Annotated in this window: 22 protein-coding genes; 5 read left to right on the forward strand and 17 right to left on the reverse strand. The window is 51.1% G+C overall.

From position 1 onward, the window contains the following. The first annotated feature begins 4 nt into the window (after positions 1–4). Positions 5–364: a YugN family protein gene (locus BJU60_RS03975; RefSeq protein WP_070327573.1), complete on the forward strand. Its 360-nt coding sequence runs from the start codon at positions 5–7 to the stop codon at positions 362–364. Between the two features lie 73 nt (positions 365–437). On the opposite strand, the gene BJU60_RS03980 is transcribed toward BJU60_RS03975, so the two are convergent. The 9 genes from BJU60_RS03980 to cyoE all read right to left on the reverse strand — a co-directional run bounded on the left by BJU60_RS03980 (position 438) and on the right by cyoE (position 7,784). Further along, positions 438–713 (reverse strand): hypothetical protein, encoded by a 276-nt coding sequence (locus BJU60_RS03980; protein WP_070327574.1) that lies wholly within the window; start codon positions 711–713, stop codon positions 438–440. 5 nt (positions 714–718) lie between these two features. Next, entirely contained in the window at positions 719–1,333 is a 615-nt protein-coding gene (locus BJU60_RS03985) for an SCO family protein (protein WP_070327575.1), read from the reverse strand. Positions 1,334–1,353: 20 nt separating this feature from the next. Further along, complete coding sequence (locus tag BJU60_RS03990) at positions 1,354–1,815, reverse strand: DUF420 domain-containing protein (protein WP_016509532.1); 462 nt, start codon at positions 1,813–1,815, stop codon at positions 1,354–1,356. A 23-nt stretch (positions 1,816–1,838) separates the two neighbouring features. Beyond that, the gene (locus BJU60_RS03995; protein WP_070327576.1) at positions 1,839–2,762 is read right to left on the reverse strand and encodes a cytochrome c oxidase assembly protein; all 924 of its coding nucleotides are present in this window, start codon (positions 2,760–2,762) and stop codon (positions 1,839–1,841) included. A 136-nt stretch (positions 2,763–2,898) separates the two neighbouring features. Next, positions 2,899–3,213 carry a cytochrome C oxidase subunit IV family protein gene (locus BJU60_RS04000; protein WP_070327955.1) on the reverse strand — a complete coding sequence of 105 codons (315 nt, stop codon included), beginning with the start codon at positions 3,211–3,213 and terminating at the stop codon, positions 2,899–2,901. Between the two features lie 16 nt (positions 3,214–3,229). Continuing rightward, entirely contained in the window at positions 3,230–3,856 is a 627-nt protein-coding gene (locus tag BJU60_RS04005; RefSeq protein WP_070327577.1) for a cytochrome (ubi)quinol oxidase subunit III, read from the reverse strand. Continuing rightward, positions 3,857–5,725 carry a cytochrome c oxidase subunit I gene (gene ctaD / locus BJU60_RS04010; protein ID WP_070327578.1) on the reverse strand — a complete coding sequence of 623 codons (1,869 nt, stop codon included), beginning with the start codon at positions 5,723–5,725 and terminating at the stop codon, positions 3,857–3,859. A gap of 38 nt (positions 5,726–5,763) precedes the next feature. Beyond that, entirely contained in the window at positions 5,764–6,741 is a 978-nt protein-coding gene (gene coxB, locus BJU60_RS04015) for a cytochrome c oxidase subunit II (protein WP_070327956.1), read from the reverse strand. A 110-nt stretch (positions 6,742–6,851) separates the two neighbouring features. Next, positions 6,852–7,784, reverse strand: a complete 933-nt coding sequence (cyoE, locus tag BJU60_RS04020) for a heme o synthase (RefSeq protein WP_070327579.1) — start codon at positions 7,782–7,784, stop codon at positions 6,852–6,854. Positions 7,785–8,117: 333 nt separating this feature from the next. On the opposite strand from cyoE, the gene BJU60_RS04025 reads away from it, so the two are divergent. Next, on the forward strand, positions 8,118–9,020 hold the full coding sequence (locus tag BJU60_RS04025; RefSeq protein ID WP_070327580.1) for a COX15/CtaA family protein: 903 nt from the start codon (positions 8,118–8,120) through the stop codon (positions 9,018–9,020). 66 nt (positions 9,021–9,086) lie between these two features. Here BJU60_RS04025 and BJU60_RS04030 read toward each other — a convergent pair whose 3' ends face one another. The 4 genes from BJU60_RS04030 to BJU60_RS04045 form a co-directional block, all read right to left on the reverse strand. After that, positions 9,087–10,442 (reverse strand): cryptochrome/photolyase family protein, encoded by a 1,356-nt coding sequence (locus tag BJU60_RS04030; protein WP_070327581.1) that lies wholly within the window; start codon positions 10,440–10,442, stop codon positions 9,087–9,089. A gap of 53 nt (positions 10,443–10,495) precedes the next feature. After that, positions 10,496–13,945, reverse strand: coding sequence for a pyruvate carboxylase (locus BJU60_RS04035; RefSeq protein ID WP_070327582.1), 3,450 nt, complete (start codon positions 13,943–13,945; stop codon positions 10,496–10,498). 26 nt (positions 13,946–13,971) lie between these two features. Then, on the reverse strand, positions 13,972–15,207 hold the full coding sequence (locus BJU60_RS04040) for an FtsW/RodA/SpoVE family cell cycle protein (protein ID WP_070327583.1): 1,236 nt from the start codon (positions 15,205–15,207) through the stop codon (positions 13,972–13,974). An 86-nt stretch (positions 15,208–15,293) separates the two neighbouring features. Further along, positions 15,294–15,572 (reverse strand): YlaN family protein, encoded by a 279-nt coding sequence (locus BJU60_RS04045; RefSeq protein ID WP_070327584.1) that lies wholly within the window; start codon positions 15,570–15,572, stop codon positions 15,294–15,296. A 172-nt stretch (positions 15,573–15,744) separates the two neighbouring features. Between BJU60_RS04045 and BJU60_RS04050 the strand changes: the two genes are divergently transcribed. Together BJU60_RS04050 and BJU60_RS04055 are read left to right on the forward strand one after the other, a co-directional pair. Continuing rightward, a complete protein-coding gene (locus BJU60_RS04050; RefSeq protein ID WP_070327585.1) occupies positions 15,745–16,212 on the forward strand; it encodes a hypothetical protein in 468 nt (155 codons plus the stop codon). Positions 16,213–16,359: 147 nt separating this feature from the next. Continuing rightward, positions 16,360–17,559 (forward strand): multidrug efflux MFS transporter, encoded by a 1,200-nt coding sequence (locus BJU60_RS04055; protein ID WP_070327957.1) that lies wholly within the window; start codon positions 16,360–16,362, stop codon positions 17,557–17,559. 361 nt (positions 17,560–17,920) lie between these two features. Here the strand turns inward: BJU60_RS04055 and BJU60_RS04060 are convergent, their stop codons facing one another. Together BJU60_RS04060 and BJU60_RS04065 are read right to left on the reverse strand one after the other, a co-directional pair. After that, a complete protein-coding gene (locus BJU60_RS04060) occupies positions 17,921–19,237 on the reverse strand; it encodes a PhoH family protein (RefSeq protein ID WP_016509526.1) in 1,317 nt (438 codons plus the stop codon). 32 nt (positions 19,238–19,269) lie between these two features. After that, on the reverse strand, positions 19,270–19,719 hold the full coding sequence (locus BJU60_RS04065; protein ID WP_070327586.1) for a hypothetical protein: 450 nt from the start codon (positions 19,717–19,719) through the stop codon (positions 19,270–19,272). A 113-nt stretch (positions 19,720–19,832) separates the two neighbouring features. Between BJU60_RS04065 and BJU60_RS14955 the strand changes: the two genes are divergently transcribed. Continuing rightward, positions 19,833–20,033, forward strand: coding sequence for a YlaI family protein (locus tag BJU60_RS14955; RefSeq protein WP_083273976.1), 201 nt, complete (start codon positions 19,833–19,835; stop codon positions 20,031–20,033). A 36-nt stretch (positions 20,034–20,069) separates the two neighbouring features. Here the strand turns inward: BJU60_RS14955 and BJU60_RS04070 are convergent, their stop codons facing one another. Beyond that, positions 20,070–20,420 (reverse strand): YlaH-like family protein, encoded by a 351-nt coding sequence (locus BJU60_RS04070; RefSeq protein WP_236633741.1) that lies wholly within the window; start codon positions 20,418–20,420, stop codon positions 20,070–20,072. Between the two features lie 84 nt (positions 20,421–20,504). Next, positions 20,505–22,349 carry a translational GTPase TypA gene (gene typA / locus BJU60_RS04075; RefSeq protein ID WP_070327588.1) on the reverse strand — a complete coding sequence of 615 codons (1,845 nt, stop codon included), beginning with the start codon at positions 22,347–22,349 and terminating at the stop codon, positions 20,505–20,507. Positions 22,350–22,367 lie beyond the last annotated feature (18 nt).

Below are 22,367 nucleotides of genomic sequence, written 5' to 3' on the forward strand. Positions count from 1 at the left end.
TATGATGAAATTTGAGCAGTTCCACATCGAGGGAAAAGAGATCCGCTTCGGTTTGCTCGAGACGATCATGGATCATCATCATTTCATCCGTGAAGGCGCTTGGGACTATGAGCGTGCGACGTATGATATGAAGTACGAGAAGCAATCGACGGGCGAGACGTTTTACCTGCGCTTGCCGGTTTATGCGATTGAAGGCCAAATCGAGGACCGTCATGCGGTCGTTAAAATGGTGACACCGATTCTCGGGAAACATTACTACCCGCACGGCGTCGAGTACGACGAAGAGTTCCCAGAAGAAATCGTTCGCGACTGTGAGCGTCGTCTCGCGGCTCTTGCGGAAACACTGGAAGTCAAACCCCTCTAAACGAAGGGTTTTTCTTATGGCCACTCAACAAAAAATGGAGAACCCGCTGTGGGTTCTCCATTTTTACATACGCTTAACGACTTGCAATGACGTTTAGCGTCACGTCGACTTGTCCGAGCAATAGATCGAACTGGTCGCGGACGTAACGGTACAACCGCTCTGCCTCGCTAAGCGAGACGGGTGCGATCAGTAGATAATCGTACCGCTCTTTCGAGAGCGACACGACTTTCACTTCACGCAATCCGAATTCGATCGCGCTGCACGCAATCAAATCCTCGATCGCCCGCTCTGCAATCGTCACATCTCCGTATGAATAATCGTTTCCGATGACAGCCATCGTATCGTTCATCTTCTTCACTCCTTTTCTGCAACGAGCACCAACACGTCCTCCATAATGGTTTCGATGTCGACTGGTTTTTCTCCTGTCGTCGCCATTTGCGCGACTGCACGAACATCATGGTGACGGTCGATGATATACATCGTCGTCGCGTGGGTGACAAGTCCACTATTCGCTTTCGAATAATAGAACTGAAGCTGACGGGTGATCCGGTCGATGTCGGCTTTGTCACCGGTCAACATCTTCCATCCAGTTGGCTCAGCTTGGAACGCCGCTCCGTAGTTCTCAAGTACCGGGATCGTATCGACTTCCGGGTCGACCGTGATGGCGACGAGTTCGACGTCAGTGCCGTACAAGTCGTTCGCCTTCAAGTTTTGCTCGAGTTTCATGAAGTCGCGTAGCGTGAGCGGACAAATGTCGGGACAGTTCGTATAAAAGAACGTGACGATTTTGACTTTGCCGTTATCTGAGTCGTACGGTTGGCCATCGAGCGCGTTCGTCAACGTGAACGGGGTCGGCTCTTGGATGACCGGCAAATCATCTTCTTTGAAGAAGAGGAAATACGAGGCCGCTCCGATAGCGATCAAAATGACGACCGTCAACCCGACCGTCAAGTAACTATTCCGTTTCATGCTCATCCCCCTCTCTTCGGTCATCCTCCGATGATGGCCCGGAAGACGTTCGTCGTCTCACCCGGTTCAAACGCCACATAGAGAAGAACATAGACCATCACACCTGTAATGGCTGTGAAAAACCAGACGACTGATGCTTTCGGTCCGATTTTACGATGTTTCTCGATCTTGTTTTTATAGCCAAGATAGAGTGTGATCAATCCGAGGATACCACCTGTCGTCGCCAGGATGATGTGGAAAATCATGAAAGCGAGATAGTACGGCTTCACCGAGTCCGGACCTCCAAATGCGGTATTCCCAACAAAGATCGTCCGCGAGACGTAAAGGATAAAGAACGTCGTCGCCGCGACGGCAGCTGCTGTCATGACTTTCTTATGCTTTTCAATATTGCGGCGGTCGCGCGCGATAATCGTCCAGCCGATGGCGACCAAAATCGCACTGATTACAATGAATGTCACACTAATTAAGGCAAGATAGTTCATCGATGTTTCCCCTTTGACTTAGTTCATTTTTTCTCTTTCGGTTCGTTCGGTGTGAATGACATGCCTTCGTCAAGCGCGAGCGATTTCGTCCGGCGTACCCAACCGAAGAACGTCCAGCCGAAGAAGAAACCGTACACGACTTCCTGTCCAAGCTTCATCAATACCCCGCCGAAGCGCTGGTCTTCGAGGGCGCTGTTCGTCGCACCCATCAAGGCGTTTAAGTCGAGACCGGATACGTCTCCGTTCGGCATACAGTATCCGAGCACCGTCGCGAACGTCTCAACGTCCGTATAGGCGTCATAGAGAATTCCTTGACTGAAGATGATGAACGCACAAGCAGGCGTCAATAGCACACCGTTTGCGATGATGTACACCATCCGTTTCAAATCGGACATCCCCTCTTCTTCATCCGAGAGGAACGGGGCGATTACCGGATACCACATCGTCAAACTGAAGACGACGAGAGCCCCGTGAAAGATGCGATGCACCCCGTAGTTCGTTAACACGTAATCAAAGATGAATGGCATGTGGTAAAACGTAAATAACGCGTTGAACAACACGAGCGCGATCAGCGGTTTCGTCATAAACTTAAGCGTCGGCCCGATTACTTTATAACTAAATAATTTTTCAAATACCCAATACGGCAATCCGTAAATGACGAGCGCCGGCGCTAACACGTAGACGAGCACCATCTGCAACATATGCACCGAGAAGATGATGTGCGCGAGTACGTCGACTGGACTACCAAATCCGATGTAATAGAGCACGATCGCAAACAACATGCTGAACTTTTGTAGCAACGTGGTCGACTCGTACCCTCGTTTCGCCATTCTCTCTGTGACGAACGCATAGAGGACGTACAACCCTACCATCAACAATCCGAACAACGGACTCCAAAGCGTTGTCCATTCGAACTGTTTGAGTAGCTCTGATGTATTCCAGAGCATCCCTTCACCCCTTTTCTTTCTCTCCCAAACCAATGAAACCGTTCACTTCAAGATTACTATTCCTTTATTTTTGAAGTAAAGCAAAAAGGACTGAATCATCTATGTTTCCACAGATGTTCAATCCTTTGTCACATTTTTACCAAATGAGCAAACGAAGTGCCGCGACAGTGATGATGGCTACGAAAATACCAAGCCACATCATTCCGACGATCCACGTGTTGCCACGGTTGTTCATATGCATGAAGATGTACAGCTGCAAGAACACTTGGATGATGGCGAGGATGATCAAGAAGCCACCCGCCGCCCATACCGGCATGAGCTCCGCGTAGACCGCGCCGAACGCGACAAACGTGAGCAAAATCATCATCGCGAAACTGATCAACTGAAGTTGATACTCGCGTCTCGACTCTGCCTTCACTTCAAGCTCTAACTGTTTGTGTGTTTCGTTCATTGGATTTTTTTCCATGTCAGCTCACCATCCCTAAGAGATAGACGATCGAGAAAATGAAGACCCAAACAACGTCGATGAAGTGCCAATACAAACTCGACACGTAGAACTTCGGTGCGTTGTAGACATCGATCGGACGGTTCCAGTTGCGGATCAACAGCGTCGTGATCCAAAGGAGACCGAACGTGACGTGAGCGCCGTGGAATCCGACGAGCGTATAGAACGCAGATCCGAACGCACTCGACGTGAACGTGTGACCGATACTGTAGTAGTGGATGAACTCGTAAATCTCAGCTCCTAAGAACCCTGCCCCGAGAAGAAGCGTCACGATCAACCAAAACTTCATTCGACCTGGATTGTTCGCTTTCATGTTCATCATCGCGAGCACGCTCGTGAGCGAGCTCGTGAGGAGGAGCATCGTCATCATGAAGACGAGCCCCATCTCAAAGATGTTGTACGAGCGAAGTTCCTCTGGCGCACCAGAATTTAGAAGCCCGACGTACGTTCCAAACAACGAGGCGAAGAGAACCGTCTCTCCTCCAAGGAAGAACCAGAAGGCCACATATTTATTTTTCCCTTCCAGCGTGGCTTTCTCTGGATTGGCCGGAATACCGGTCACTGGGTGTTTTTCAACTGCATGTGCCATTTATTGTTCTCCTTTCTCACGAATCGCTTTCAAATCCGCTTCGATTTGTGATTTTGGAATGTAGAATCCGTGGTCGTCGATCCATGAACGGAGGAACATCGACACGAACGTGATGAGTAAACCGATGACGATAAGTGACCAACCGACAACCGGGTTGTCCATTTGGAAAATCGCGCCAAGTCCAGCGATGAATAACCCGAGTGACATGAAGAACGGGATCAATGAGTTATTCGGCATGTGGATGTCTGACACTGGTTCAGCGACAGAAACCCGTTTGTTACCCGCCATCTTCTCGAGCCAGAACGTGTCCAACCCTTTGACGAGCGGTGTTTGTGCGAAGTTGTACTCTGGAGTCGGCACAGGAAGTGTCCACTCGAGCGTACGTCCGTCTTCCCAATGGTCCGGTTTGACGACGTCTTTCGACAAGAACGCCTTGACGACGGCGATGAGCAAGATGATCGTCGACACACCCATGAAGAAGGCACCGATCGTCGACAGCAAGTTCATCGTCTCAAACCCTTGATTCGGCAAGTAAGTGAAGACGCGGCGTGGCATCCCGAACAATCCGAGGAAATGTTGCGGGAAGAACGTCAAGTGGAACCCGATGAAGAACAACCAGAACTGCCAGTAGCCAAGCTTCTCAGAGAGCGCTTTGCCGAACATGAGCGGGAACCAGTAGAACAGTCCTGCGAAAAGACCGAAGACGACCCCACCGACGATAACGTAGTGGAAGTGGGCGACAACGAAGTAACTATCGTGGTACTGATAGTCAGCCGGTGCGACCGAGAGCATAACCCCTGTCATCCCTCCGACGAGGAACGATGGGATGAACGCCACCGAGTAAAGCATCGGAACGTTGAACTTGATCTGCCCACCCCAAAGTGTGAACAGCCAGTTGAAGATTTTGACCCCTGTCGGAACGGCGATGGCCATCGTCGCGACGGCGAAGATCGAGTTCGCGACCGGTCCGAGACCGACGGTGAACATGTGGTGAACCCAAACCATGAAGCCAAGGAACCCGATGAGCATCGTAGCGAATACCATCGTCGTGTAACCGAACAAGCGTTTACGCGCAAACGTCGGAATGATTTCCGAGAAAATACCGAATGCCGGTAAGATCAAGATGTAAACTTCTGGGTGACCGAAGATCCAGAAGAGGTGTTCCCAAATGACGACGTTACCGCCCATTGCCGGATTGAAGTAAACGGCTCCGAACAGACGCTCGAACATCAACATGAACAAGCCGACTGTAAGCGGCGGGAACGCGAAGACGATCAACGCCGAAGCGACGAACGTCGTCCACGTGAAGAGCGGCATCCGCATGAGTTTCATGCCTGGTGCCCGCATGTTCAAAATCGTGACGAGGAAGTTAATCCCGGCCATGAGTGAACCGAACCCTGAGATTTGAAGACCGAGGGCGTAGAAGTCGACCCCTGTCGCTTCCGGTTGCGTCGAGAGCGGCGCGTAAGCCGTCCAACCCGCGTTCGGTGCAGCGCCGAAGAACCAGCTAAGGTTCAACATGAGTCCACCGAAGAAGAACAACCAAAAACCGAGCGAGTTAATGAACGGGAACGCGACGTCGCGCGCCCCGATTTGAAGCGGCACGACGGCGTTCATGAAACCGAATAGCATCGGCATCGCCGCAAGGAAGATCATCGTCGTCCCGTGCATCGTGATCAACTGGTTGAACACTTCGCCGCTGACGAAATCGTTCATCGGACGAACGAGTTGCCAACGAATAAGTAACGCTTCAATTCCACCGAGAAGGAGGAAGAAGATTCCTGAGAACAAATACAAAATACCGATTTTTTTGTGGTCAACCGTCGTAACCCAATCCATGATGCCATTGTATTTACGCGGTTGCTGCATAGCAGTGGTCTGTGCCACGTGAAATCCCCCTTTTCCCGTTAGTCAATCTTCTGATCGTACAAGAAGTCAACGAGTGCATCTAACTCTTCATCACTGATTTGGCCTTCACTGAAGCCAGGCATGAGCGCGCCTTGTTTTAATGCTTGTGGATCACGAATCCATTCTTTCAACTTTTCTTCGTTGTTTTCGAGGTAACCCGCCAACCACTCGCGGTCACCGAAGTTCGTCAAGCTCGGCGCGACTTTACCGCCACCGTGGCAGCTCAAGCAGCTTTCGACGTACACTTGCTCACCTGTCGTCAAGTTTTGATTGTCGGCGACAAGGTTTTCTGTGTTCTCGTCTTGCTTCGCTTTCATGTCTTCGAGCCACTGATCGTAATCAGCTTGCTCGAGGGCGATGACTTTGAAGTCCATGAGCGCGTGCGATGGTCCGCAAAGCTCGGCACATTTACCGTAGAACGTACCTGCTTCGTTCGCATGCAACCACATCTCGTTATCTAACCCTGGGTTCGTATCCGTCTTACCAGACAAAGCCGGTACCCAGAACGAGTGAATGACGTCTTTTGATGTCAAGTTGATACCGACCCGTTTACCGACCGGGATGACAAGTTCTTGTCCTGTGACAACACCAGCGTTCGGATATTCGAACTCCCACCAGTACAGGTTGGCTGTAACGTTAATCTCTTCTTCTTTTTTCGCTTCTTTCGCTTTCGCGAGTTCGACAGTCGTTGTGATTGTCGGAACAGCGAGAATGATGAGCAAGATGATCGGAACGACTGTCCAAATCATCTCGAGCGTGCTGCTACCTTCCACTTGCTTCGGAATCGATTCATCTTTCCGACGGAATTTCATGAGCACGTACACGTAAATGACCGTTACGATGACAAGTACAAAGAGCATGATTGCCAAACTGATGAGAATGATCCGGAGCTGAATTTCAGCGCCTTCTCCCATCGGCTTCAATGCAGACAATCCCTCTACGCCGCACCCTGACAATAGCAGCGCGAACATCATCATCGGGACGATGCCAAACAGAAGCTTCTTAAATGATTTCACAACAATCCCCACTTTCTCCCAAAATGATGTGCAATGGTTTCTATATAGTGAGTGCGATTACCAAAGTGCCGTCATGACGAAGGCAGTGCCGTCAGCATGAGTGCGACAATCCACACGACTAAATAAATTAATGAATAAAAGAACATTTTGTTAGCCCACTTGATCTCATCTTCGGCTTTAAACCCTTTCAAACCGAGATATAACCAGTAGCCCCCAAGACCGGCCGCAATGATCACGTAGACCGTACCGTAATGCATAAACAAGAGCGATGCTGGAATGAGCGTCGCAATCCACCAAATGATTTGCCGCTTGGTGATCGCGAAGCCGTTTACAACGGGCAGCATCGGAATGCCTGCCGCCCGGTATTCCTCGACGCGTCGCATCGCGAGCGCGAGGAAATGTGGCGGTTGCCACAAGAACATGACGAGGAACATGAGCCAGGCGTCGATATGAAGCGCCGGGTCAATCGCGGCCCATCCGATCAGCGGTGGAACCGCTCCGGAGATACTGCCGACGACCGTGTTCAACGTATGTGTCCGTTTTAGCCACATCGTATAAATAACGACATAAAAAAATGCCCCGATTAAACCGAAGACTGCTGCTACGTACGACACGATCAATAAAAGTAATGTCCCGACCGCAAGTTGCGTAAGTCCGAGAAGTAAAATGCGCTCCCCTGAAATTTTACCGGTGACACTCGGTCGATTGTCTGTACGTCCCATCAAGTAGTCGATATCACGGTCCACGAAGTTGTTTAGGTAACAACTCCCGGAAATGACGAGTGCGCTTCCTAACATCGTTAATAAGAGCTGTGGCCAAACTTCAAACAAATAAAGCACTGGCGTGTCACTCTGGTATGTTGTTGCCACAAAGAAACCGGCGAACACTAACAAAAGGTTAGCGCGTACGATTCCCATTTTTGCCAAAGCAACATAGTCACGGAACGAGGCGGCGGATTCTGTATAGTCTACTTCTGCCACTGTTCCCGGGTTGACTTTTGTCATGCTGACCCCCCCACATAATCACGAAATACTCGTATTCTTTTCACAGAAAAAACACAATATGAACAAAGTACACCTAACTCATTACAAAGATACCATATTTCCAAAAAGAATACGTCGTTTATGCTTGTAAAATAGCGAGTTTTTTATGGCGAACGTGTGATAATTGTCACAGTAAAATTCCTGTGCTAATACTAGGATAACGATTTTGATAGCGATTGCAAGCTTTTCCGTTTCGTTTTTCCGGACTAAAGCCGTATAATAAGTATGGCGAAAAAAATAAAAACATACAAGGCACAATTCTAGTGATTTTTCTCAAAAAGCAGGTGGAAACGAATGCATAAAAAACTCGCACTATTCTCAAGCCTCGTCACCCTCGGTATGATGCTCGTCTTGATCATGGGCGGTACTGTTACGAAAACCGACTCAGGTGACGGTTGCGGGACGGACTGGCCGCTCTGTCACGGGAAACTGATCCCGACGAACCCGAGCGTCGAGACGATGATCGAATACAGTCACCGCGTCGTGTCAGGGATTGAGGGACTCCTCATCATCGCCTTGACGATTTGGACGTTCACGGTCGTCAAAAATCGATTCGATGTCAAAGTGTTCGCGTTCCTAGCGTTCATTTTCATGTTGATCCAATCGATCATCGGCGCCGGAGCCGTCATCTGGCAACAGTCGGACGCGATTCTCGCGCTCCATTTCGGGATCTCGCTCGTCTCGTTCGCGTCCCTGCTCATCCTGACGATTCTTTTATTCGAAGGTGAACGGGTACACAAAGCGGTATCCGACAAACTAAAGATTCACTTGTACGGGTTGACGATTTACACGATGGTCGTCGTCTACACAGGAGCTTACGTCAGACACCTCGGTGCGACGTACGCCTGTGTCGGTTGGCCGATCTGTGAGCAAAACGTGTGGACGTTCGAATCATACGTTCAAATGGGGCATCGCATCATGGCGGCACTCCTCGTCTTCTACACGCTCTACGTCCTCTATTTGGCCCGACGCGAAACGAACCGTCTCGTCGAACGGGGCATGTGGGCCTCACTATTCTTCATCATGCTTCAAGTCGGCACGGGTGCATGGATCGTCCTTGGCGGCCACGCCACATATGTACCGCTCTTGCACGCTTTCTTGATCACGTGCTACTTCGGGATCATCTCGTACTTGGCGTACCATGCGTATCGAAGCACCAATCGAGCGGTAGACGCAGCTCGAAAAGAAACGGTCTGACGAATCAAACTAAATCACGAATCACAAAAAGGAGCGGGCGACCGCTCCTTTTTGTATGCCTATCTGTCACTGTGCGTCCTTGAACCGCTCGAGCGCCCTTGCACGCGCCGCCTTATGATCGACGATCGGTTCGATATAACCGTCCCGATCTGACGGGTCCGGGAAATGGATCGCTTTCCTGTCAACGTCAGCCAACTCGGTTACATATTTGCGGATAAACGTCCCGTCCGCGTCGAACTTCTCCGACTGGATCGTCGGATTAAAGATCCGGAAATACGGCACGGCGTCCGTTCCGACCGAAGCGGCCCATTGCCATCCGCCGATGTTCGAGGCGGCCTCGTAGTCGATCAACTTCCGTTCGAAGTAGCGCTCGCCTTTGCGCCAGTCGATCAACAGATGTTTCGTCAAAAACGAAGCGACGATCATCCGGAGCCGGTTGTGCATCCAGCCGGTCTCGTTCAATTGACGCATCGCCGCGTCGACGATCGGATACCCGGTCTCGCCACGGCACCATTTCTCAAACTGGTCGTCATTGTCTTCCCAGTCGAGATGTTTATATTTGTCGTTGAACGGCCGGTCTTTCAGTCCCGGGAACTGGACCATGATCATATAGTAGAACTCGCGCCACAATAGCTCATCGTAATACGTGTCACGTCCTGTTGACTGCCGCGCCTCGAGGACGGCTGCTGCGACCGTACGAATCGACAACACACCGGTCCGTAAATACGGTGACAGCCGGCTCGTCCCGGCGATCGCCGGGATGTCACGGTCTTCAGCGTAACTCGTCACCCGGTGTTCCACAAAATCGCGTAACCGTTTCATAGCCGCTTCCTCTCCGAGCGCTTTCCACGAACGTTCACACCGGTCAAACTGCTGTTTCAATTCATCAGGTAGTTCATGTTGCTTCGTCGTGAGCTGTTTCAATCGAGCGACGTCGACGTCGTACGGTTGTGGCGGCGTCTCGGCGTACACCGCTTTTTTGAATGGCGTGTACACTTTATACGGAGTACCGTCTTTTTTCGTGAACGCGTTCGGGGCGAATAAATGACGGTCGAGTAAACGGATGACTAACACGTCTCCCCCCAGCGCTTCGATGACCGCATCGTCGCGTTGTTTGAACGGCTCGACATACTCAGCGTTAAAATAAAGCGCGTCGAGTCGTCCGAGCTGCTCGACAAACGCTTCCGCTGAGTCGGCAACAATGGTGCGCAGCCCGATCTCTTGATCAGCGAGCTCCTGCATGAACTGCTTCATTGTTGCGAAAAAATAATCGTGTCTCGTCTCGAACGGCTCGCAGTATTTCGGATTGAGCCAAAAGACGAACTCGATGTCATCGTCATCGGTGGCGTCTTTCAAGACCCGGTGTAACATATGATTGTCACTTAATCGAAAATCTGACCGGAACCAACATACTCGTCTCATCTTTCCCACTCCCTATCTAAAAAAGAAGCATAGCTTGGCTATGCTTCTTTTGATTATACAAATTCAATCAACAAGTCGTCACTTTGGATTGTGTCGCCTTCTTTAATATGGATCGCTTTAATCTCACCGTCTTGTGCGGCTTGGATCGTCGTCTCCATCTTCATCGCCTCAGTGACGAGAAGTTGTTCCCCACGATGGACCCGGCTTCCTGGTTCGACGAGTACTTTCAAGACCGAACCTGGCATCGAGGCCCCGACTTGTTTCGAATTCGAGCGTTCCACTTTCGGTCGGCTCGTCGTCGCCGACTTCACGTTGACGTCTTTAATCTCGATTTCACGTGGTACGCCGTTCATCTCATACGAGACGAGGCGGATCCCGTCTTCGTTCGCAGCGCTCACTTGAACGAGCTTAATGATGAGCGTCTTCCCTGTCTCGATTTCGACTTGAATCGTCTCGCCGACGTTCAATCCATAGAAGAACGTCAACGTGTCAAGCACCGAGACGTCACCGTACGTGTTCGTATGGGTCACGTAGTCCTCGAACACTTTCGGATAAAGCGCGTTCGCGAGCAGTTCAAAGTCCGTCACCGGACGTTCGAGCTTCTCAAATAACTTCGTTTGAGCCGCTTCAAAGTCGTACGGCTTGATCAGTTTACCCGGACGGACCTCGAGCGGTGTCTCACCTTTGAGAATCGCTTGTTGGACGTCTTTCGGGAACCCTCCTGGAGGTGACCCGAGCTCACCGCGCATCATCTCGACGACCGAGTCTGGGAAATCAAGTTGATTTCCTCGTTCGATGACGTCCTGTTCGCTCAAGTTATGTTGGACCATGAAGAGTGCCATGTCCCCTACGACTTTAGACGACGGGGTCACTTTGACGATATCGCCGAACAACATGTTGACGCGGGCGTACATCGACTTCACTTCACTCCAGCGGTCACCGAGACCGACCGCTTTCGCTTGTTGCTGCAAGTTCGAATACTGTCCGCCCGGCATCTCATGCTCATACACCGATGGATTCGATGCACGCATGTCACTTTCGAACGGTTCATAGTTATGACGCACGTCTTGCCAGTAGTCACTGATGACTTCGTAGTGCTTCGCATCGATCTTCGGCTGGCGTTCGTGATGGTCGAGTGCGTAAATCAAACTTCCACCTGAAGGCTGCGACGTCATACCCGACATCGAGCTCGCTGCGACGTCGACGATATCGACGCCCGCATCAGTCGCCCGTGCGTAAGTGAAGATCCCATTCCCCGAAGCGTCGTGCGTGTGCAAATGAATCGGCAAGTCGACGGCGTCTTTCAGTGCCGACACGAGCGCATACGCCGATTCAGGTTTTAAGAGGCCAGCCATATCTTTGATCGCAAGAATATGAGCCCCGCTCGCTTCGAGCTGCTTGGCGAGATCGACGTAGTACGGCAAGTGATACTTCGGACGGTTTCCGTCATACAAGTCACCGGTGTAACAGATTGCCGCTTCTGCGACTTTCCCTGTCGGCAGCGTCGCGTCGATCGCGAGTTTAATCGATTCGATGTTGTTCAAGCTGTCGAAGATACGGAAGATGTCGACGCCGGCATAAGCCGCCTCGTGGACGAACTTCTCGATGACGTTGTCGGCATAGTTTTTATACCCGACGGCGTTGGCACCGCGAAGGAGCATTTGAATCAAGACGTTCGGCATTTTCTCACGAAGGCGCATGAGACGTACCCACGGGTCTTCCGAGAGGAAACGGTAGGCGACGTCAAACGTTGCCCCGCCCCACGCCTCGACCGAGAACAGTTCTGGCATGAGTTTACTCGTCGGCTCGGCGATATTCAAGATGTCTTGCGTCCGCATCCGTGTCGCGAGGAGCGACTGGTGGGCGTCTCGCATCGTCGTATCCGTCAAGAGCAGCTCTGGTTGACGTTTGATCCAGTCAGCCAAACCGTCTGGACCGAGTTCTGTCAGGATTTGTTTCGTCCCCGGCTTCGCTTCGGCCGGAAGGTTTTGCGGAATCCGGACCGAGCGGCTGATCGGCTTATCTTTCAAGCCGACACCCGGGAATCCGTTGACGGTGACGTCCCCGATATAGTTGAGGAGTTTCGTCCCCCGGTCTTTCCGTTTCGGGAAGACGAACAGTTCGGGTGTATCATCGATGAACGACGTACTATAGTCCCCGCTAATAAAGTTTTGGTGCTTCATGACGTTGATCAAAAACGGAATGTTCGTCTTGATGCCGCGAATCCGGAACTCGTTCAAGTTACGGACCATCTTCGCTGCCGCTTGTTCGAACGTCATCCCATGCGTCGACAGCTTGACGAGGAGCGAGTCGTAGTACGGCGAGATTTCAGACCCGACATAGGCGTTCCCGCCGTCGAGACGAACCCCAAAACCGCCTGGCGAACGATACGCCATGATTTTCCCTGTGTCCGGCATGAAGTTGTTAGCCGGGTCTTCCGACGTGACACGGGATTGGATCGCATAGCCGAGCAGTTTGATATCTTCTTGCTTCGGCATGTGAATCACGTCACCGTGAAGCGACTCGCCTTGGGCGATCATGAGCTGTGTTTGGACGATATCGAACCCGGTAACCATCTCAGTGATCGTATGTTCGACTTGGATCCGTGGGTTGACCTCGATGAAGTAGAACGACTCATCCTCAGTGACGAGGAACTCGACCGTCCCTGCGTTCACATAGCCGACGTGACGCATCACTTGAACCGCCGCGTCACAGATTGCTTGACGAGACGCCTCCGACAACGTCACACACGGTGCGACTTCGACGACTTTCTGGTGACGACGTTGAACCGAGCAGTCACGCTCAAACAAATGGATGATGTTCCCGTGATCATCCCCGAGAATTTGCACCTCGATATGCTTCGGACGTTCAACTAATTTTTCTATGTACACTTCGTCTGAGCCGAACGCTTGCTTCGCCTCTGACTTGGCACGTTCAATCAAATCTTTCATCTCGGCCTCGGTCCGGATGACGCGCATACCTCGTCCGCCGCCGCCCATTGAGGCTTTGACCATGAGCGGGAAACCATGCACGTTCGCAAAGTCGAGCGCGTCTTCGTACGAAGTCAATGGACCGTTCGAGCCTGGAATGACCGGTAGCCCGGCTGCGATCGCGTTTTGACGAGCCCGAACTTTATCTCCGAACGCGTGCAGGTGCGATTCGTCCGGTCCGACGAAGATGATACCTTCTTCGCGGCAACGACGAGCTAGTTCAATGTTTTCCGATAAGAAACCGTAACCCGGGTGAATCGCGTCACTCCCCGATTGCTTCGCGATTCGAATGACGTCTTCGATGTCGAGATAGGCGTCGATCGGTTTCTTGTTGAGACCGATCAAATACGCTTCATCGGCTTTAAAACGATGTAACGATCCACTATCCTCTTGCGAATAGATGGCGACAGTACGCATTCCTAATTCTGAGGCTGCCCTAAATACACGAATGGCAATCTCTCCACGGTTGGCTACAAGCAATTTGCTAATTGATTTCAACCTAAATCCCCCCATTTTGGAAATCGTTTACATATACATCTTTACCTTACTACATGTAGTGATGCATTTTGAACGTTTTCTTCTGATTTTTCGCGAATTTCCGCGCGGCGTGTCGCCTCTCGGTGACGGTTACGCATCGAGATACTGCTGAGCACACCGAGAATTCCCATCGTCATGATCAGCGACGTGCCGCCGTAACTGACGAGTGGAAGCGTCACACCCGTACCCGGGAACCAGCCCGACATTGCCCCGATATTGATTCCGGTTTGGACCATGATTTGCGCGGCAATCCCGAACGAGACGAACATCGCAAAATGGCTGTCGGTATGGTTGGCGATATTTACTGCCCGGAACGCGATGAAAAAGAGCAACACCAAGACGACGAGGACGCCGATAAAGCCAAGTTCTTCGGCGATGATCGACATGATATAGTCCGTCTCCGGCTCCGGCAAATAGCCATACTTTTGATAACTATTCCCAAGTCCGACGCCGGTCAATCCCCCATGCACGATCGAGATGATCGACATGAGAAGTTGGTGCCCGTAGCCTTCTGGGTCCATGAATGGATTGAAGACGACGTTAATCCGACTAACTTGGTTATCTGTGAAAACAAACGTATACATAGTATAAACAAAACCAATTCCAGCAATAATCACCGGGATGATGATGCGAAGCGGGGCCCCGGCAGCTAACCACATCATGAACATAATTACCCCTAAGACGAACAATCCGCCATGGTCAGGCTGTCCATTTATGACGAAGGCATACGGGAAAAAGTAGAACAAACCCGGGATGATGAAGAAAGCCCCGATTTGGGCGCGTAGCTTTTTCCGTTCGATCGCCGCACGGCCGATTCGGCCCGGCCATCCTGTCAGTTCACGATTCCATAATTGATGGTAGTAGTTAGCGAGCAATAAAATTAACACAAACTTGGCGATCTCGATTGGTTGGATCGTGAGACCGCCGATGATGAGCCAAGCCCGGGCACCGTTCAGCGGAGGCATCGCCCAAGTGACAAACAGTAGAATGACCGAGAGCGCATACAGGCTTCGCAACACGTTCTTTTTGCGGAAGTTTTCATACCGGAACATCGTCGCGATCAAATAGACGACAATCCCGAACCCTGCATAGAACAGTTGCCGATAAAACAAGCCGCTGTTCGCGTAATCCCCACGATTCCAAACACTGGCGCTGTAAATCATGATCGAGCTGATCCCAACGAGCAAGAGCACCGCAATGAACAGTGAGAAATCAAAGTACCGAAACCGAGTTTTCATGTTTTCACTTCCTTATGTACAGCAATCCGCAACCCGTTATAAAAAAATACTCAAACAGCGCCGCCTGCACAGTTTGAGTATAAGGTTCATAATTCTGAAGCTTCCGCGAGCGCGGATAACTTTTGTTCCAATGAATCGATCAGTTGCTTGCCTTCGACATCTGAAATAAGTCCAAGCCGGACCGCAAAATCGATTTGGCGCGACAGACCGAACATATGTGTATCAAGTACCTCTTCATAAAGCGGGCACTTCGGCATTTTCAAGTTTTCTAATTGTACCTCAATCAAGCAACGGATTTTTTCAGCATCTGCTTCAAGCAAGTGAAGCGCCTGTTCCCGTTGGACTGCAGCCAAATTTGTCGCCACTACGACCCCTCCTCCGTACAATGACAGACTGTTTGTCATAACTCAACTGTACATTATATTTCATCATAATTCAATGAACAGTCTAGATTCAAAGCGTGTTTCTCGCAGTTTTCCTTTTTGCACGGAAGAGCTGTATAATATACATTGTATCGCTAGTTAAGGGGGAGTATCAATGATTTTTCCGTTAGATGGAGCGGTCCGTCACGCGCTGACGATTGACCCGACCGTATGGATTTTTGACGAACGTAAACGCAAAGTCGACGAACTCGACCAAGCCGTCGAGAATGACTCAGACGCCTACTATGCCAAAATGGGGAAGGCATGGGACGACGGATTGACACTAGGGACGCGCGTCGACCACAATAAGCCGATGTCACGGGCCGACAAAGACGCTGCGCTTCGTGACTCGTTCGCGATGCCGTTCGCACCATTTCTCCAAAACGCCGAGCCGCTCAATACGGCGACGCACGTCAGCTTTTATGGGGAGACGGTATTGACGATCCCGCTCGCCGAAGTCGGTTCGATTTATCTTCAGTTTTCACAAGATGGAAAAGTGTTGGCTGACGGACCGGTCTATGCACTCTACAACAACCAAATCATCCGTCAGGTCGACCATATCGTCGTCCGAACGGATGGCTGATGGGAAGGCGCTCGCCGTCTCAGGCTGTTGACGAACGAGGTCGCTATAAGCGATCTCGTTCGTCTTTTTTTTGGACTTTTTACTTCACAAAGTGTAACATGTGTGATATCGAAATATACTCTATGCAGAAAGGTCGTGACGCTTACGATACCTTTATGGAAAAAGAACTTGATCATCGTTTGGATCGGCAGCTTCTTGACGGCCGCCTCGATGAGCCTCGTCTTGCCGTTCCTGCCCTTATTTATCGAAGAGCTCGGCGTGACCAACCCTGACCACGTCGTCACCTGGTCCGCCGTCGCTTTCGGCGCCACTTTCCTCGTGGCCGCCATTGTCTCCCCGCTTTGGGGCCGACTCGCTGACCAGAAAGGGCGCAAGCTCATGTTGATTCGGGCGAGCCTCGGAATGGCCGTCGTCATGTTCTTGATCGGCTTCGTGCAAGACGTTTATCAACTCGTCGGTTTACGACTCATCATGGGTGCCGTCTCGGGATTCATCTCGGCCGGCATCACTCTCGTCATCTCACAGACACCAAAAGAGAAAAGCGGCTGGGCGCTCGGCACGTTGTCGACCGGTGGTATCACCGGCGGACTCCTCGGTCCATTGATCGGCGGACTGCTCGCAGACTGGATTGGGCTTCGACCCGTTTTTCTCTTTACCGGTAGCGCACTCTTCGTCACGTTTTTAATCACACTCCTGTTCGTGAAAGAAGATTTCGTCCCGGTGGCGCGCGAGCGACTTGATTCGACAAAGTCGATCATCGCCTCGCTCCGTCATCCCCAACTCATCTTCAGCTTGTTTTTGACGACGTTTTTAATTCAGTTTTCAACGCAGTCAATCGGGCCACTGTTGACACTGTACGTCCGTGAACTGAATCCGTACACGACTTCCCTCGCGTTCATCGCGGGAATCGTCGCTTCAGCGCCGGGGGTGGCCGCCCTCCTGTCCGCACAACATCTCGGACGGCTGTCAGACCGCCACGGGCCGGAACGGATTTTGTTTTGGGCGCTCATCATTTATACCGCGTTCTTGATTCCTCAGGCGTTCGTGACGTCGACGACACAGCTCGTCATGTTGCGCTTCGGCCTTGGTTTCGCGACCGCGGCACTCATGCCGTCTGTGCAGTCACTGCTAAGGAAACATACACCGAGTCACGCGACCGGACGCATTTTTTCTTACAATCAGTCGGCCCAGTTCATGGGCAACCTGCTCGGACCGTTGTTCGGATCCCAAATCGTCGCCCACTTCGGATTCTCTGCGCTCTTCATCGTGACCGGTTTGATCATGTTGACGAACGCGTTTCTTGAGAAAGCGAACGTGCAAGTTTTGCTCCACCCAAACACAAAATAGACGTCGAGCTTACGCTCGGCGTCTCAGGCTGTTGACGAACCAGGTCGCTAATAGCGATCTGGTTCGTCTTTTTTATGTCCGAAGACCTCGAAGTGAACTGCGCGATATAAATCGGGCTTTTTCTTTCGACTGTCGGGGCCTCAGAAAAAGACAAATGGTCGCCAGATGGCGACCGTTTGCGTTGCTCGTCCGATGGCGCCCCGACTCTTGCAGGACAGCAATCCGACGGAGACCCAGCAGCGACGCAAGTCGCGATGCAGCTCCGGGATTGCCTGCAGTAAGCGTGGGCGCCGGAAGACGAGCAATATTGTTCATGTTGGTCAACAAGCTGAGACGTCGAGCGTACGCTCAGCGTCTATTTCTATAGCAAATCGGCCGCCAACCGGGCGAGCGACGAGCGTTCGCCTTTGATGAGTTGGACGTGACCGAATACGTTTTGCCCTTTGAACCGCTCGACGGCGTACGAGAGCCCGTTCGAATATTCATCTAAATACGGATGATCGATCTGATACGGATCGCCGACGAGAACAATCTTCGAATTCTCCCCGACCCGGGTCAAAATCGTCTTGATCTCGTGCTTCGTCAAGTTCTGCGCTTCATCGATGATGATGAACTGATCCGGCATACTTCGACCCCGAATATATGTGAGCGCCTCGAGCTGAATCGATTTGATGCCGGCGAGGATATTTCCGAGCTCGTCTTTCGAGTTGGCATTAAACAAGAATTCAAGATTGTCATAGATCGGCTGCATCCACGGACGAAGCTTATCTTCCATCTCACCCGGCAAGTATCCGATGTCGTTGCCCATCGGCACGACCGGACGCGCCACGACGAGCTTGTTAAAGCGACGTTCGTCCTCGACGAGGGCAAGTCCCGCCGCGAGAGCGAGGAGCGTCTTCCCGGTCCCGGCTTTCCCGAGGAGCGTCACGAACGGAATATCGTCGCGAAGCAGTAAATCGAGCGCCATTCGTTGTTGGACGTTCCGCGGATGAATGCCCCAGACGTGCTCGGCGTCGAGCGATAACGGTCGAACGATCGGTTGTAACGGATCGACGACCGCGAGTGCGCTCGCTTTCGAAACGTTACTCTTTAAGATGACAAATGAGTTCGGGTACAGTTGGTTTTTTGAAAAAGCCGACGTCGGTAGCTGGCGAACTTGATAGAATTCATCAATTATCGCCTGATCGACCTCAATCTCGCGATAGCCGGCGTACAAATTCGTCGTGTCGACGATATGGTCTGTCAAATAATCTTCGGCTTCGATGCCGATCGCATCCGCTTTGACACGGACCAGTATATCTTTTGAGACGACCACGACTTTCCGGTTGTGATCATGCTCATACTGTTTCATCAAACCGAGTGCGACCGTCAAAATCCGGTTGTCATTCGTCATGACGTCGAACGGGAAGTCGACTGTATGTTCATGACCGATCTCAACGAAGAGATGGCCGCCATTCTCGAGCGGCACCCCGTCATGAAGTTTGCCGGTCGATCGGAGCTGGTCAAGCACACGCGCCGTTTCTCGGGCGTTACGGCCAAGCTCGTCCATGTTTCGTTTTTTTCCATCGAGTTCTTCTAGGACGATGGCCGGGATGACGACGTCATGCTCATCGAATTGAAAGAGTGAGAGTGGGTCGTGTAGAAGTACGTTCGTATCGAGCACATACGTTTTTTTCATAAGCTTTGCCGCCCCTCGAAAATTGTTGGTGATCAAGAGTTCAAGCTTTCCTTCACTTCTCGGTCCAATTTTTCCGCTGCTTCGATATCGTACGTCTTGACGATGTCCGGTTGCCCGAACGTCGCCCCGTAAAAGGAGATGTTGCGGACTTCTTCGACCGAACCTTTAAAAAAACGCAGGTGCAGTCCCGGTTTTACAGCCGGTTCAAATTCATGGACGTGCGAGAGCGTCACACTGTAAGCGAGACCGTCCTCTAAAAAGATGAGCCCCGCCGTCTTTTCGCTTGTCAAAAGCGTGATGAGATGCGAGTTTTTTGTCAGGGCAAATCGGACTGTCTGTTGATCGGTCGCCTGCACCCAACTGATGGCGTGGGTGATCGGCCACCGCTTCGCTTCATCAAACGCGACGAGAAACGTCAACGGCATCTCGTTTAACGTTTCTTGTTGCGCCCGGGAAAGTTCGAACGTTGCTTTACTCGCCATGCACTCCCCTCCTTCTTAAACGGGTATATGAAATGGATTCGCCCTTAATGACTTCTTTCCCTGCTTTTCTATCTGGAAATCATGCTATAATCAACGAAGAGGAAGGTGAGACCATGCGCGTAAAGTGCTCTCTTTGTGATAAAGTCGATACGATTGATTCGTGGTCGTTCGAAGCGAAACGACTTCGCAATAAACCTGCTAAAACGTACATGTGCCAAGAATGTCATGCACGCATTACGGAACGAACGGCTGAGCGTGCGGCAACAGGCCAATTCCACCTATATCCATCGTTTCGCCAAAAGCGAAGATGGTAACAAAAATGGACGTCCCTTTAACGGGACGTCCATTTTTTAGGTTGGTTCATTGACTTGGTCTTGACGGCGGTTCCACCAGAGCCGGCCCCGATAAATGGCTAGGACGACCGCCATGACGAGCAATACTTCCGGGATTGGCCACGTGAAGAAGACGAGCGCCATCGTCCCCGCTCCGAGCGCGAGAATGATGTAGACGATGAGCGCCTTCCACCACGCGAGTTGTTTGGCAAAACCTAATTTAAAGACGAGCAACGTCAATAAGATGACCGTGATGATCAAGGCGTTAAAGCCGACCGAAAAGTCGTTCGCGTCACTGCCGACACCTAATAGCGAGGCGATCCACGGAACGTCGATTTGGGTAATATCCATCGTTTGAGAAGCTTTCAAGGCAAATAATCCCCCTTTGTTTCCTACACGTCTATTCTACACGAATCAAAATAAAAGGGAACGCCTCGGCGCTCCCTTTTCTACTTATTCTTTACCAAGTTTACGACGCTTGTCAGCTTTTTCACGTTCGTTCTTGTTCAAGACCTTTTTACGGAGTCGAATCGAGAGCGGTGTGATTTCGCAGTACTCGTCATCGTTCAAGAACGTAAGCGACTCTTCAAGCGAGAAGACGCGCGGACGTTTCAAGACTTGTGTCGAGTCTTTCGATGATGCACGCATGTTCGTCAACTGTTTCCCTTTGACGGCGTTGATCGCGAGATCGACGTCACGGTTACATTCACCGATGATCATACCTTCGTATACATCTGTACCTGGTTCGATGAAGATCGTCCCACGGTCTTCGAGTGCACCGATTGAGTAAGCCGTTGACTTACCAGCTTCGATACAAACCATGACACCGCTACGGCGACCGCCGATATCAGCAGGAATGAACGGACGATACTCTTCGAACGTATGGTTCAAGATTCCGTATCCGCGTGTCGCCGACAAGAACTCGTTACGATATCCGATGAGACCACGTGAAGGAACGATAAATTCCATACGAGTTTGACCGTTATCGTTCGTGTTCATGTTCGCGAGTTCACCTTTACGGAGACCGATCGATTCCATGACTGAACCTGTGTACTCTTCCGGTACGTCGATGATGACGCGCTCGAAAGGCTCAATTTTCGTACCGTCTTCAGCTGTACGGATGATAACTTGTGGTTTCGAAACTTGGATCTCGTACCCTTCGCGACGCATGTTCTCGATCAAGATACCGAGGTGAAGTTCACCGCGTCCTGATACGACCCATTGGTCAGGCGAGTCTGTGTTTTCGACACGGAGCGAAACGTCCGTCTCAAGTTGTTTCATCAAACGCTCTTCGATTTTACGTGCTGTCACGAAATCGCCTTCGCGTCCTGCAAATGGAGAGTTGTTCGTCATGAAACGCATTTGAAGCGTTGGCTCATCGATGCGAAGAAGCGTAAGCGGCTCTTCTTTACCGACCGGTGTGACCGTTTCACCGACGTTGATGTCTTCCATCCCGGCGATGGCGATCAAGTCACCAGCTTTAGCTTCTTCGATTTCAACACGTTTGAGTCCGAAGTAACCGAATAGCTTCGTGACGCGAAGTTGTTTGATCGATCCGTCCGTTTTGCAAAGTGAGACTTGGTCTCCGACTTTGATTTTCCCACGGAAGACGCGACCGACTCCGATACGACCGAGGTAGTTATCATAGTCGAGCATCGTGACTTGGAACTGAAGCGGCTCATCCGAGTTGTCGATTGGTGCCGGTGTGTTCTCAAGAATCGTATCGAGTACGTGCGTGATTGTATCTTCTTGCTTCTCAGGATCAGGATCGAACGAACTTGAACCGCTGACTGCAGACGTATAGACGACAGGGAATTCAAGTTGATCTTCATCTGCTCCGAGATCGATCAATAAGTCTACGACTTCATCGACGACGTCGAGCGGACGGACCATCGCTTTGTCGATTTTGTTGACGACAACGATCGGGCGAAGTCCTTGGTCAAGTGCTTTCTTCAATACGAAGCGTGTTTGTGGCATACAGCCTTCACGTGCATCGACAACAAGAATAACGCCGTCAACCATACGCATGATCCGCTCAACTTCACCACCGAAGTCGGCGTGTCCTGGCGTATCTACGATGTTGATGCGAGTATCTTTATAATCGATTGCCGTGTTTTTAGCGAGGATTGTGATCCCGCGCTCACGTTCGATATCGTTCGAGTCCATGGCGCGCTCTGCTACCATTTCGTTTGTCCGGAAAGTACCAGACTGTTTCAATAGTTCATCGACTAACGTTGTTTTACCATGGTCAACGTGGGCGATGATGGCTACGTTACGGAGGTTAGTTCTTAAATTCATGTAGTTATTCCTCTCTTA

Source organism: Exiguobacterium aurantiacum (assembly GCF_001766415.1).
GTDB classification, from domain to species: domain Bacteria; phylum Bacillota; class Bacilli; order Exiguobacteriales; family Exiguobacteriaceae; genus Exiguobacterium; species Exiguobacterium aurantiacum_A.